This is a genomic window from Vibrio sp. OPT20 (genome assembly GCF_963889365.1).
In the GTDB taxonomy this organism is placed as follows: Bacteria; Pseudomonadota; Gammaproteobacteria; order Enterobacterales; family Vibrionaceae; genus Vibrio; species Vibrio splendidus.
The window spans coordinates 26,820-40,152 of sequence record NZ_CAWPOA010000078.1 but is presented as its reverse complement, the minus strand read 5'-3'; the positions used below and the strand labels follow the sequence as shown (position 1 = coordinate 40,152).

Sequence of the window (13,333 nt, the reverse complement as noted above, 5' to 3'; positions counted from 1 at the left end):
TTATGGCTTTTCCACGCAACCCTACGCAAGCGTTCAAATCTGAGAGCGATGTTAGTCGCGTTCGCACTCAAACAAGCGAGCAATCAAGAAACCGACTATTTAGCTTAGTCACCCTAACCCTCATTTGCGCAGCACTCCTTTTTACCGGGAATGCCAACGCTTCTGCTGTCGATGATTTAAACAAGCGTGGCCAAGGTGAGATGAGTTACTTATTTTGGACTTTGTATTCTGCAGAGTTCTACACCACTCCATCTAACTCTGAGCGTGCTTTGAAACTTGAGTACTACCGAGCAATTGACAGCAAAGACCTTGTAGACGCAACCAAAGACCAGTGGAGCAAACTTGGTTACTCCAACAACAATATCCAGCGTTGGTTGAAGCCTTTGTACGCAATGTGGCCCAACGTTGAGGAAGGCAGCACGCTGACTATCCGAGTTGCTGAAGACAACGTAAGTCGCTTCTATTTCGATGAGCAACCCATCGGCACCATCCAAGACAAGCAATTTGGTGAAGCCTTTCTCGCGATTTGGTTATCTGAAAACACATCTGAGCCCGGTCTACGCAAACAACTATTAGGTTTGAACAAATGAATCCAAAAACAACAATAACAAAATTTGCTTTGGCACTGTTTTCACTCACTTGGCTAGCGGGTTGTGGCTCTGCAAGTTTAGAAAACCACGTAGATACTACGCCAGAGCTCAAGCTTGAAACCTTTTTCAATGGCGAGCTAATGGCTTACGGGATGGTACTCGACCGCTCTGGTAACCTATTACGCCGTTTTGACGCTAAGCTTGTCGCGACTTGGGACGGTGACAAAGGAGAAATCAAAGAGTGGTTCTCTTTTGCTGATGGCGAGCGCTCAACACGTGTTTGGAACCTAATAAAAACCGGCGAAAACACCTATTCGGGCACAGCTAATGATGTAGTCGGTACCGCTTATGGCGAGACTCTAGGTTCTGCTCTGTATTGGAAATATGACTTAGAAATCGAAGTCGACGGCAGCACCTATGAGGTCGTATTAGACGACTGGATGTTCTTGATGGACGACAAACGCTTGTTCAACAAAACTGAGATGTCTAAATTTGGGTTTAAAGTAGGCGAAGTGATCTTATATATCGAGAAGATTTAATTTAACCTCTCTTTCCTGTTCCCATTTTCATCAACGGTAACCGTTACCCCGAAAGACACTTTCAGCCCACCATATAATCTCATCCCGCAAACAATCTCAGCCCACAATGCAATCTCAACCCACAACAGAAAATTGTGGGTTGCTCTGCTTAATCCCTCGAATAGCATACCTGCATGCTCAAGCCTTTGTGCTAAGATGCGCCACCAGCATACAAATGGGCTAAACTCAGTTGAGCGGATGTGATACACAGTTCCACCAATTAAGAGCACTTCCCCATTGTTTCGCTAAGTGTAGATTCCCTACCATGAATAATTGAAAAGGCTTTAAAGCATGAGCAAGTTGACCTCAGCGGAGCGTAAAGCTCGCGACAATGAACGTTTCTCACAACGTGTAAACGACCGCAGAGAAAAAGGCGAAGACGTAGTTGCTTACGCACTGACCAACAAGAAAGCTGTAAAATTTCTGACTAAGTCGGAAAAGAAACGCTTCAATGAAGCAAAAGTCATTCGCCAAGAAGAACAGCGAGTGAAAGATCAAGAAGAACTCAACAGAATCGAAGACTCATTCACGACCAAACAGTTCGACGAAGAGTAATCTGATTTCAAAAGCGCTGGCTCTATGCCGGCGCTTTTACCTTTACGCGCGTTACCTTTGCGAGCTTTACCTTTAGGCATTTTTTCCTTTCTGCTTTTCTTCCTATCTTCCTATCTTCCTATCTTCCTATCTTCCTACGACTTTCTCAAACCTCTGTTTTATCGATCTTACTCATGGATCTCTGCATCTTGGTCTTAGATCTCAGCAAACAGATATTCAAAGCCTTACTATCTCGATTCAATTCAACAATCCCGAGTCACCATGATTTTAATCACCGGATCAAGCAGCGGTTTAGGCGCAGCTTTAGCCAAGCAATATGCGAACACATCGAACAGCCGCCAGCGCTTAATGATCACTGGCCGCAGCTCCCAACGTTTAGCTGAATTAGCGAAAAGCCTGCCAGCGAACACTGTTAGCCAAGCCTGTGACTTGTGTGATCCACAATCAGTGAGCGAGTTATTGGATGCGTTGCCTGAAACACCAAAGCTGGTGGTTCATAGCGCAGGCAGTGGGTACTTCGGTAAAATTGAACAACAAGATCCCGCCGCCATCAACGACATGCTGAAAAACAACATCGAGTCTTCGATCTTTTTGATTCGCGAGCTTGTGCAGCGCTACAAAGATCAACCCGTCACCATTGCTGTTGTGATGTCGACCGCGGCTCAAGGCGCTAAAGCAGAAGAGTCTACTTACTGCGCAGCCAAATGGGCCGTTAAAGGCTTTATCGAATCGGTCAGGTTGGAGCTCAAAGGTCACCCGATGAAGATCGTTGCAGTTTACCCCGGCGGGATGGCAACCGAGTTTTGGGGAACCAGCGGCAAAGCAATGGATACCTCAAGCTTTATGACCGCACAAGAAGCCGCTCAAATGCTGCAGCAGGCGTTAACCAGTACCGAGCATGGATATGTGTCAGATATCACGATAAACCGCGGTTAACGGCTAATGAGAGCAGCGAACAGGTAAACCGAGCTATTCCGCTAATTATTTGTGAGGGTGAGCACGAAAGTGTGCGACAATGCTCAGCGTAAATTCATATTCAAGGTTTATTATGAAACTTCTAGTTCGTAACCTATCGCGCTCTACTGCAGAGCAAGACATCCGTGTTCTATTTTCTGAGTTCGGCTCAGTAAAAGAGTGCAGCCTAGTTTTAGACCAAGAAACTGGCGAATCTAAAGGCTTTGCATTTGTTGAAATGCCAGAGCACGAAGAAGCTAAAGCGGCACTAAACAAGCTGAACTTGTCAAAGCTTGGCAAAAACACGATTCGTGTAAAAGTAGCTAACTCTTAATCGAGTAAACGCTTTATAAGCCACATGGCTTAGCTTAATAGCAGCACAAGCACAGATGATAAAGCCCGTAACGATATGACGTTTTTCAGCGCAATATCGTTACGGGCTTTTTGCTGATCGCGATTCTCTTTTCACACGATTCGAATACGCCTACAGCCCTTCATATTCATCAATGGCACGCCTTGCTTCTGCCATTGAGCATCCAGATTCCATCACCAGCTGAGCCACCGTCATTGAGGGTGTCGCGACCAACAGAGATGCCAAACACACCACAGGTTTAGGCAGCACTTTGTCGATTGCGATTGCTATCCAATCGTCTTTTTCGTGAGTTAACATCGTTTTAAATTCAACGAGTTGATGCTCTTGAGCGACCAAAAGCCAATTACGCGAGCGACGAACTCGTTTCAACTTGCATCCACATTCTGCAGCATGCGCCATCACTTGGCTTTTATCACTCACACGATGTACAAAACTATTCAGTGGGACGCTAAACATAACTCTCTGCTAACCAATATATTCCTACCATCCAAGAGATCGCTACCTATCTCTCAGTACTTTCTAACTGTCACTCAATAAAACCGTACGTAGGATTACACAGACATAAAAAAACCGCCAGTGATGCGCTAAGCAGCCTCGCGGTTTTTCGTTCTTTTAGAGCCTAACGCTCAGCATCAACAGCTAAGCGTTTTCAATTCAACATGGATAATCAGCAACAGCTTTTTGAATTTCCGCTATCACAGCAGTTTGAACTCTCCTGACTTCCTCGCTCAAAACCCTCTATTGCATCCGCTAAAGCCGTAAATGATTGCTCGATATTATCGCGTGAGGTCGCGATGTTCATTCGCATGAAGTTAGGGCTTTGTGCACCAAACCAACCTCCTGGGGTTAAGCCCATTTTAGCCTGTTCAAACACCACATTTTTTAGCTCTTCTTCCGAAAAATCCAAGCCTGAGAAATCAAACCACACTTGGTAAGTGCCTTGCGGCTGGAAGACTTTTAACTGAGGAATGCGCTGCTCAGCAAATTCAGAGATCCATTTCACCGTGTCTTGCAAATACACCAACATGCCATCTAGCCACTCTCCACCTTTCTCAAAGGCCGCCACGGTTGCAAACGTACTGAACGCATTACCATGATCAAGATACATCGCCACCACATTGGTTTTGAACGCTTCAAATAACTCATGATCGTTGGTGTACACATAGCCATTTGAGATGCTGTGCATACCGAAGGTTTTCGCCGGAGAGCCAATCAAGGCAATGACCTTGTCGTAATCAAAGCTGGTTAAGCTCGTAAAAGAATGACCTTCAAAAATAATGTCGGAGTGGACTTCGTCGCTGATGATCAACACATCGTGGCGCTTGGCGATTTCGATGACTTGTTCAATTTCTTGAGGTGTCCACACTCGTCCAGTTGGGTTGTGCGGATTGCAGAAAATCATCGTCTTCACTTGTTGGTCGATGATCTGTTGCTCCATACCAGCAAAATCAATCTGATAACTCTGTCCGTCATTAATCAACGGGCTATTCACGACCTGACGACCTGCTTTATTCACCAAATTAGCGAACTGATGATACGCCGGCGTATGAATAAGTACACCATCACCCTCGTTGGTAAACTGACGCAGTAACAACGCGATGCCTGGTAATACTCCCGGAACCTGAACGAATTTGTCTGAAGACAGATTTAAACCATGACGCTTTGAATACCATTGAGATAGCGCCTCAAACACCGCCTGTTCGTTAAACTCATACGAGTACACTCCACGCTCAACCAATCGGTTAAGCTCTTGAGTGATCGGTTCCGCTACCTGAAAGTCCATGTCGGCAATCCAGTAAGGAAATACATCGACAGTGTTGTAAATGCTCTCTAGCATCTCTGGTTTGCTTTTGATAAACACATTTTCACCGTAATTCGATGCACTGTTAAACGCTGTCATGGAGGATTCCTTAAATAGTGTGTTCGGTCTTTTTGCAATCAACTGGATTGCCTGAATACCCTTAAGACGATAGCGAGATAAAAAGGACGAAGCTTTTAAAGAAATCTTGTGATTAATTAAAATTAACCTCGCATCTCGACCACAATTTCAGTCTTGACCGAGTTCGCGATAAAGCAGTTTTTGTGCGCTAAATGATGCAGTTTGTCGAGTTGTTTAGCAGTTGGTATCTTAATGCCCGAAAACACAATATCAGGTCGCAGAGTCACCTTAGTGACCGATGAGCGGCCTGATTCATCTTCTTCCAGCACACCAATCGCATCATCCACGTAAGAGTCGATCACGTACTTCTGCTTTGCGGCAATGCCCAAAAACGTCAGCATATGGCAGCTAGAAAGTGCCGCGATAAAGGCTTCTTCTGGGTCGACATTCGCTTCCACCGAAAACGGCAGTGGCACAACATGAGGAGAAGATGAAGCTGGCACAGTGATACCACCATCGAACTCCCACGTATGACCGCGACTGTATTGGTTGTCGCTAAAGGCTTCATCTTCCGCTTTTTGCCAGCGAATGACCGCTCCATATTCAGACATAATTAATTCCTTTTATATTGTGTCACGACTTAGCGATCAGCAGGGTGATTGACGCCATCATTGGTCACCACATCGCCAATATCAAACGGGTTTACCCCTTCCAAACAACCGATGTTAAAACCGTATTCATTTGGGCTTGAGCGGCGTTGGTGATGGGTATAGATACCGCAGTTTGAGCAGAAGTGATGCTTAGCGGTATTGGTATTGAATTGATAAAGCTTAAGATGCTCAGCACCTTTGAGGATCTTGATACCATCTAGCGCAACAGAGCCCACAATCGCTCCCCTGCGACGACAGATAGAACAATCACAGCGGCGTGGTTTTTCTATCCCGTTAGGTAAGCTGAGCTCTAATTCAACCGCACCGCAATGGCAGGTTGCCTTATGAAAAGGTTTGATAACCGTGTTACCGACGACTTTCATTTCTCTCTCCAATCACGTCCTTATGTTGCTCGTATCATAACCAGTTCAATGTTCTCTGTCCGTAGCCGGGTGCTGAGTTCGAGAGATCTGTCATGTGCGGCCGATTCGCCAATCTAACTAGACTTTTCAACCCAATCGCCAAACCGCTCAAACAGAAAATCCAAAAACAGTCGGATACGCTTCGGCTGATATTTCTTGCTGATGTACACCACATTCAAGTCGGCGCTCGACACCGACATCGCGGTATTGAAGTTTTTCATGTAGCCATTAAGTAGCGTCACAAGGCGTTGGTTATTGATGTCGTCTTGCACATCGAGTACCGACTTCAACGCAATGCCCTCACCTTTTAATGCCCAATACCGAATCACTTCGCCATCGTCTGAAAATCGCTTCGGCACAACCGTCACAGCCTTCTTCATATCATGATCTTGGAAGTGCCATGTCTTGAGCTCTTCATTGCTACGCAGCATGGCTAAACAGTCGTGTTCGACCAAATCTTGTGGTGTTAACGGTGTTCCATGTTTAGCAAGATATTCAGGAGAAGCGCACAGCACACGTCGGCTTGGAGATAAGCGTCTGGATATCAAACTGCTGTCGACCAATTCACCATAACGGACCACGATATCCATGCCAGATTCAGCAATGTTCGAGAGGTTATCGTTCAAATACAGGTAAGGAATAACGTCCGGATACTGCTGACAAAACTCCGAAAGTATAGGAAGAATGTACTGCTTTCCGATGTCTTTTGGCGCGGCAATTTTTAGCGAGCCTTTGACTTCTTTTACGCCATTTTGAATCAGGTTTTCGGCCTCACTGACGTTGTCTAAAATCTCCAAACATGCCTTGTGATACAGCTCGCCAGAGTCGGTCAAAGACACATGACGCGTGCTTCGATTCAACAACTTCACACCATATCGTTCTTCAAGCGCCTGCAGCCTTGCTGTCATCGTCGCAGGAGAAAGCCCTAACTCTCGCCCAGCCGCCGCTAACCCGTGATGCTTAACAATGCTCACGAACATCGCCATATCTGAAAACTTATCCATACGATTCTCGCTTCCACCTCTTCGTCTTACTTCTCGATCTTAATGCTCGATTTGAATACCCAACCACACTATTCAGTTTAACCGAATAATGAATTTATATTTTAACCAATTATCAATTTTAGTCGAATAAATATAATGACAAACATCAACAGAACAACGCAGGAATTCAGAGCATGACTAACGAATCGACTAAACAAGAGAAACACACTTTCGTCATCATTGGTGGCACATCAGGTATCGGCAAAGCACTAGCGATGCAACTAAGAAACGAGAACAACACGGTACATATTGCCAGCCGACACACAGGCGTTGATATCACCGATGAAAAGTCGATTTGTGAATACTTCGAATCGATTGGCGTGTTTGACCACTTAATCGTAACGGCTGGCTCATCCGCTCCCGCAGGAAAAGTAACAGACGTAGCAACCGCAGACGCCAAGACAGCTTTTGACACTAAGTTTTGGGGCAGCTTAAACGTAGCCAAACATGCCGCTCGTTACATGACACCAAACGGGTCTATCACGTTCACAACTGGCATGTTGTCACGCAAGGTTGTGGCAGGCACTTACGTAAAAACCGCCATCAACGCCGCACTAGAAAGCGTAACCAAAATACTGGCGAAAGAGCTATCACCCATTCGAGTCAATGCCGTTAGCCCGGGTTTAACCATGACGGAAGCCTACAAAAACATGGACGATTCCGCTCGTACAAGCATGTACGACAACGCCAAAAACAACCTACCCGCAGGCAAGGTTGGCGAGCCTTCAGAGATAGCCATGGGTTACCTGTTCGTAATTAATAACCCATACGTCACAGGGTCAATCATCGATATCGATGGCGGCGCTCTACTCGGCTAACACTCCGCAAAGAAGCAAAGACATAAAGAACAATCGTTAGGGCGTGTATCTCACGTCCTAACAAACAAGAATTTACATAGGTAGATCATCATGAAACAAGAAACCGTCAACCAAGAAACTATCCATAAAGAAACTACCCATAAAGAAAAGATTCCATTCCAAGTTTGGATACTGACACTCGCTGCATTTGCAATCGGCACGGCTGAGTTTGTTATCGCAGGTATTCTTCCACAGATCGCCACATCACTTTCAATCACAGAAGGTCAAGCTGGCTACCTAATCAGTGCTTACGCGTTGGCTATCGTTATCGGCGGCCCGATCTTAACCATCTACCTTGCTCGCTTTAACAAGAAGATGGTGCTGATTGGCTTAATGGCACTGTTCATCATCGGTAATGTCTTATCAGCCCTTGCTCCTAGCTACCCACTTCTACTTGCCAGCCGTGTTATCGCAGGCTTAGTGCAAGGCCCTTTTTATGGTATCGGTGCGGTTGTTGCAACCAACTTAGTGTCTGAAAAAATGGCAGGTCGTGCCGTTGGCCAGATGTTCGCAGGCTTAACACTCGCTAACGTTCTTGGCGTTCCAGCGGGTACATGGGTCAGCTTGCAATTCGGCTGGCACACCACTTTCTTTACCGTGGCAACACTTGGCACTATCGCGATGCTTGCCATTCTGACTTCGATTAAATCGACAGGTCACAGTGAAGCGAAAGACATCAAAACTCAGCTTCTAGCGTTCAAAAATCCAATGTTACTGATCAGCTTAGCAATCACCGCTTTTGCTTGGTCTGGCTTCATGACGCTTTACGGCTACCTTGCGCCAATCGCCATGCACATCACAGGTTACAGTCAAGAATCAGTGACTTGGATCTTAGTGATTGTAGGTGTTGGCTTAATCATCGGTAACACCTTGGGCGGACGCTCTTCAGATAAAAACCTAGGCAAAGCTTCAATGTTTTGGGCTATCGCGATGATCATTTCATTGGTGGTAGTTGGCCTTGTGGTAGACAACAAAATCCTCTTCGTTGCAGCTGCATTTGTCTTTGGTATTGCATCATTTGCGAACGTCCCTGCCATGCAACTTCGAGTAATGAACCACGGTGGCGAAGGGCAAGAGCTAGCAGCAACTGCGAATATCTCAGCGTTTAACTTAGCCAATGCCTTTGGTGGATTCCTTGGTGGCATGGTACTCGACAGCCAACTAGGCGCAGGCATGATTCCGTTCGCAGCCGTTGTGGTTCCTATCGTCGGCTTGTTCTTAATCGCTAAAGCTAACCGAAAAGAGAAACCACAAAGCAACTCAATATTTGCACCCACAGAAGCTAAATAATTTAAGAACTCCGTAACTTCAAAGTGCCAATTCATTATCAAACTGGAATTGGCACAGCACTAAAAATTCATAAAGGTAGAGATCATGAACAAGTTATTCGAAACATCAGAACTGAAAGGCCTAGAGCTGCAAAACCGTGTGGTTATGGCACCCATGACACGCGCTCGCACCAGCCAGCCTGGAAACGTGCCAAACGACATGATGGCGACTTATTACCAACAACGAGCAAGTGCAGGGCTAATCATCACTGAAGCCACACAAATTTCAGATGACTCTCAAGGTTACTCATTCACACCCGGCGTCTATACCGATGCGCAAATCGAAGGTTGGAAATCAGTAACAACAGCAGCAAAAGAGCAAGGTGCCGCGATATTCTGCCAACTATGGCACGTAGGCCGAGTATCACACCCTACCTTTCAAAAAGGCGAGTTGCCGATTGCACCTTCAGCACTGGCACCTATAGAAACGCAGGTTTGGATCTCTGATGAGAATGGTAACGGCAACATGGTGGATTGCATCCAACCAAGAGAGATGACCCAAGCAGACATCGATCGTGTTGTTCAAGATTTTGCTAACTCAGCGAAAAAAGCAGTCGAGGCAGGGTTCAACGGAGTGGAAATCCACGGTGGTAATGGCTACCTCATCGATCAATTCCTAAGAACCAATTCAAATAAGCGCACCGACAACTATGGAGGCAGCCGCGAGAACCGACTTCGTTTTCTAATCGAAGTGGTGGATGCAGTGATTGATGCGATTGGTGCCGATAAGGTGGGTGTTCGTTTAGCTCCGTTCATCACCTTCAAAGACATGAACTGCCCAGACATCGTGCCAACTATTTTAGAAGCTTCAAAGGCGCTACAAGCACGCGACATGGCTTACCTGCATCTATCAGAAGCAGATTGGGATGACGCACCTGTGATACCTGAAAGCTTCCGTTTAGAGCTAAGAGAGCTATTCTCTAACACCATCATCGTCGCTGGCAGTTACACACCAGAACGCGCCGAAGAAGTGTTAAGCAAAGGCTACGCCGACCTTGTCGCATTTGGTCGCCCATTCGTAGCAAACCCAGATCTCGTTTCACGCCTACAAAACGGCAGAGAACTATCCGATCTTGATGGCGCGACTCTGTTCGGCGGCAACGAAAAAGGCTATATCGATTACCCAGCGTTGTAGTGAATTTGGAGGAAGTGATGGTTTCTAACCACTAGAAACATTTCCGACAGGCAAAAGAAAGGCTCGCATGACTAGTGCGAGCCTTATGCAGTTTAGGGGGTAAACCACAATCTAGTTTAATCTTAAGATTAATTATTTAACTTATGAGCCATTATGCACTTGTGCGCATTGATATTCTATTTTTAAATGATTCACTGCAATTAATCAATCGATAAAAGTTAGCGTTTGGTCAATTTAAACCACATAAATAACAGTGATTTAGTGAACGACGTCTAGAAAATCATCATAAAATCCATAGAAATCAGATTTATAGACTTCTCATTTGCCAATACCCTTCACCATTAGTCGCGAGTTGGCTGTGTAAATAATCAAGCGTATCCGCGACCGTTCCCGCAATGCCTTGGGGTGGATTGAACAACAGTAAACCACTACCGATCAGGCGATCATCCCCCTTAGGATCACGAAGGCGAAGTTCCGACTTAATCGGGCTTGGCAGCAAACCATCTTTCACTGCGGTCACACAGTGGTTCAAAATCAGTGAGCTCTTGTCATCCGTGTAGAGCGGGTACCAAATTAGTGCAGATACCTTCTCAGATTGTTGATACGCCTTAACTAAGGCATCAATCACCGCGAGATATTCTGAATCGGTTTCATAGGGTGGGTCGATAACAATCAGATGGTGGTTGTCATGTTTAGCAACGTCATCAGGTAACGCTTTAAGCCCATCACCTGCGCTAATCGTAAGCTTGCTTGAAATATCTAGGTTACATTGTAACTTCTCAATATTGGTTTGCAGTAAATCAGCTTCATCTTGCTGAATGTCTGAAAAATAGAAACTATCTTGGCTGCGGCCTTGTTGGTAAGTGATGGCGGCAGAACCCGGATACAAAGAGATAAGTTGATTCGGATTGTAGTATTCCAGTACCGACATAAAAGAAGCGAATGCCGGAGGAAGATAAGCCTTATTGCGCCACAAGTACCCGACTCCTTCAGCAAACTCACCTGCGTGATTACTTGGTGCGGTGGTGAGGTCATAACACCCTGTACCTGAGTGCGTGTCGATAACATTGAGGCGTGAATGCTGCTGCATTAATGACTGAACAAGTGCACTCAATACTGGATGCTTCAGTGCATCACCATGGTCGCCTACATGACATTGATGTCGATATTCCATTCCCTTGCCTCATTTCTACTAACGTCATCTAAACATACTTCATATCATGAGGGCTTGCCTGCTCAATCCATCGTTTTTTGAAATAGGCTCACTTTTCTCTAACCAATTGACTCTTATATAAAAATAAAGCCCCTGAACTTACTTATGGGGCTAAGTGAGTTCAAGGGCTTTCATTATTGGTTTCGGTTAATAGCGTAAGTAAATCGGCCTACCGTGCATAAGCTAGCTTAGCTTGACTAAGGGTACTCACCCTCAACTTCTACTGGCGCTTTCACTTGGTAGTGACAAGGCTGTAGGCCAAGTAACTTAGGCAGTGTGATGCCGACAGAAACTGAAGACCACGTACCGCTGACAATGCCAACCACGAGTGCAATAGCGAAACCTTGCAGCGCAGCGCCACCCAGTAGCCAAAGCGCTGATACGGTGATTAGCGTTGTTCCTGAAGTCACCATGGTGCGTGAGAAGGTCGCTTTAACCGATTCGTTAAGCAGGTTATCAGTATCACCGTTTGGATTGCCGCGCAGCATTTCGCGCACACGGTCGGCGATGATGATCGAGTCATTCAATGAGTAACCGAGAATCGCTAGCACGGCCGCCAATACGGTCAGGTTAAACTCAAACTGAGTAAAAGCGAACAGACCCAAGATAAGCGTCACGTCATAGATGATCGCGGCAAGCGCACCCAGAGCCAAACGCCATTCAAATCGCACACTCAGGTACAGCATGATCATCAAGAAACACACCAATACCGCCAAGCCACCTTGATCAACCATGTCTTGACCCACCTGAGGGCCAACCACGCTGCTGTTCAGCACTTTTACTTGGTCACTTACAGAAGACAAAGCATCCACTAAGTTTGGCTGTGGAGCGTCTGTCAGTTGGCTGTAACGAATTGTCCAGCGATCTTGCTCTGCCATGCCGACCACTTGAACGTCTTGTTGGAAAGCCGTGTCGAGCTTGGTTTTTAATGCATCTTTGGTTACTTGATCAGAGAGTTGAACCTCGGCAACCACACCGCCAGTAAAGTCCAAACCCCAGTTAAAACCTTTCACTGCCACCAGCATCACAGAGCTCATGAACAGCACAATAGAAATCACAGACATCACCTTACGAAGGCGAGTCATATTGCTATTTGAAAAATAGCGGTCTGAAATAGTCATTTTTGAAGTACTCATGCTTAAATCCTTACATCGTGGCGTTGGTCACGCCCCCAAACCAAATTGATGATCGCTCGTGAAGCAAAAATACCCGTAAACATACTGGTTAGAAGACCTAAGCCCAGTGTCAGAGCGAAGCCCTGAATCGGTCCATTACCAATGGTATATAGAGCCACAGCAACGATCATGGTGGTGACGTTAGCATCGAAAATTGACGAGAATGCGCTATCGAAACCACGATCGATAGAGCTAGCAAAGCTGCGCCCTTCTTTCATCTTGTCTCGAATACGCTCGAAGATAAGCACATTGGTGTCCACCGCCATACCGACGGTCAGTACTAAACCCGCAATACCCGGCAGAGTTAATACCGCACCCGGTAGCAGCGCAATCAAACCAAACAATGTGGTCATGTTAACCACCAATGCACAGTTCGCGACCCAACCTAAGCGGCGGTACCATAGCGCCATAAACGTCAGTGTAAGGCCAAGACCAAGTGCCAAAGCAGCAAAGCCGTTAGTTACATTTTCAGCCCCCAAAGATGGGCCAATGGTACGTTCTTCAATGATGGTCACAGGCGCAGTCAATGACCCCGCACGCAGCAGTAACGCGAGCTCTTGCGCATCAGCTAAGCTGCCAGC

At 46.1% G+C, this 13,333-nt stretch carries 16 protein-coding genes; 8 read left to right on the top strand and 8 right to left on the bottom strand.

All coding sequences use genetic code 11. The features are described from left to right. Positions 1-2 precede the first annotated feature (2 nt). From AACR09_RS17310 to AACR09_RS17290, 5 genes are all read left to right on the top strand, one after another. Positions 3-590: a chalcone isomerase family protein gene (locus AACR09_RS17310; protein WP_061021166.1), complete on the top strand. Its 588-nt coding sequence runs from the start codon at positions 3-5 to the stop codon at positions 588-590. Next, on the top strand, positions 587-1,129 hold the full coding sequence (locus AACR09_RS17305) for a DUF3833 domain-containing protein (RefSeq protein ID WP_061021164.1): 543 nt from the start codon (positions 587-589) through the stop codon (positions 1,127-1,129). Before AACR09_RS17310 ends, AACR09_RS17305 begins: the two co-directional genes overlap by 4 nt. Positions 1,130-1,459: 330 nt before the next feature. Beyond that, the gene (locus AACR09_RS17300; RefSeq protein WP_004732701.1) at positions 1,460-1,723 is read left to right on the top strand and encodes a hypothetical protein; all 264 of its coding nucleotides are present in this window, start codon (positions 1,460-1,462) and stop codon (positions 1,721-1,723) included. Between the two features lie 261 nt (positions 1,724-1,984). Beyond that, entirely contained in the window at positions 1,985-2,659 is a 675-nt protein-coding gene (locus tag AACR09_RS17295; protein WP_193835436.1) for an SDR family NAD(P)-dependent oxidoreductase, read from the top strand. A gap of 112 nt (positions 2,660-2,771) precedes the next feature. Then, positions 2,772-3,011, top strand: a complete 240-nt coding sequence (locus tag AACR09_RS17290) for an RNA recognition motif domain-containing protein (RefSeq protein WP_004732698.1) — start codon at positions 2,772-2,774, stop codon at positions 3,009-3,011. A 150-nt stretch (positions 3,012-3,161) separates the two neighbouring features. Here AACR09_RS17290 and AACR09_RS17285 read toward each other — a convergent pair whose 3' ends face one another. From AACR09_RS17285 to AACR09_RS17265, 5 genes are all read right to left on the bottom strand, one after another. Continuing rightward, positions 3,162-3,506 (bottom strand): ribosome recycling factor family protein, encoded by a 345-nt coding sequence (locus AACR09_RS17285; protein WP_193835435.1) that lies wholly within the window; start codon positions 3,504-3,506, stop codon positions 3,162-3,164. 211 nt (positions 3,507-3,717) lie between these two features. Next, positions 3,718-4,950, bottom strand: coding sequence for a MalY/PatB family protein (locus AACR09_RS17280; protein ID WP_193835434.1), 1,233 nt, complete (start codon positions 4,948-4,950; stop codon positions 3,718-3,720). Positions 4,951-5,072: 122 nt separating this feature from the next. Next, positions 5,073-5,540: an OsmC family protein gene (locus AACR09_RS17275; protein ID WP_102482905.1), complete on the bottom strand. Its 468-nt coding sequence runs from the start codon at positions 5,538-5,540 to the stop codon at positions 5,073-5,075. Between the two features lie 29 nt (positions 5,541-5,569). After that, positions 5,570-5,962 (bottom strand): GFA family protein, encoded by a 393-nt coding sequence (locus AACR09_RS17270; protein WP_193835433.1) that lies wholly within the window; start codon positions 5,960-5,962, stop codon positions 5,570-5,572. Between the two features lie 113 nt (positions 5,963-6,075). Continuing rightward, positions 6,076-7,005: a LysR family transcriptional regulator gene (locus AACR09_RS17265; RefSeq protein WP_193835432.1), complete on the bottom strand. Its 930-nt coding sequence runs from the start codon at positions 7,003-7,005 to the stop codon at positions 6,076-6,078. Between the two features lie 173 nt (positions 7,006-7,178). Between AACR09_RS17265 and AACR09_RS17260 the strand changes: the two genes are divergently transcribed. The 3 genes from AACR09_RS17260 to AACR09_RS17250 all read left to right on the top strand — a co-directional run bounded on the left by AACR09_RS17260 (position 7,179) and on the right by AACR09_RS17250 (position 10,364). Further along, a complete protein-coding gene (locus tag AACR09_RS17260; RefSeq protein ID WP_102511672.1) occupies positions 7,179-7,862 on the top strand; it encodes an SDR family oxidoreductase in 684 nt (227 codons plus the stop codon). A 90-nt stretch (positions 7,863-7,952) separates the two neighbouring features. Then, positions 7,953-9,191 carry an MFS transporter gene (locus tag AACR09_RS17255; RefSeq protein ID WP_193835431.1) on the top strand — a complete coding sequence of 413 codons (1,239 nt, stop codon included), beginning with the start codon at positions 7,953-7,955 and terminating at the stop codon, positions 9,189-9,191. Positions 9,192-9,275: 84 nt separating this feature from the next. After that, on the top strand, positions 9,276-10,364 hold the full coding sequence (locus AACR09_RS17250) for an alkene reductase (protein WP_193835430.1): 1,089 nt from the start codon (positions 9,276-9,278) through the stop codon (positions 10,362-10,364). Between the two features lie 307 nt (positions 10,365-10,671). Here AACR09_RS17250 and rlmJ read toward each other — a convergent pair whose 3' ends face one another. The 3 genes from rlmJ to secD form a co-directional block, all read right to left on the bottom strand. After that, a complete protein-coding gene (gene rlmJ / locus AACR09_RS17245) occupies positions 10,672-11,538 on the bottom strand; it encodes a 23S rRNA (adenine(2030)-N(6))-methyltransferase RlmJ (protein ID WP_017077084.1) in 867 nt (288 codons plus the stop codon). Between the two features lie 236 nt (positions 11,539-11,774). Beyond that, positions 11,775-12,713 (bottom strand): protein translocase subunit SecF, encoded by a 939-nt coding sequence (gene secF, locus AACR09_RS17240; protein ID WP_004732672.1) that lies wholly within the window; start codon positions 12,711-12,713, stop codon positions 11,775-11,777. 2 nt (positions 12,714-12,715) lie between these two features. After that, positions 12,716-13,333: protein translocase subunit SecD (gene secD, locus AACR09_RS17235; RefSeq protein WP_228010732.1), on the bottom strand; the 618-nt coding region annotated here is incomplete at its 5' end.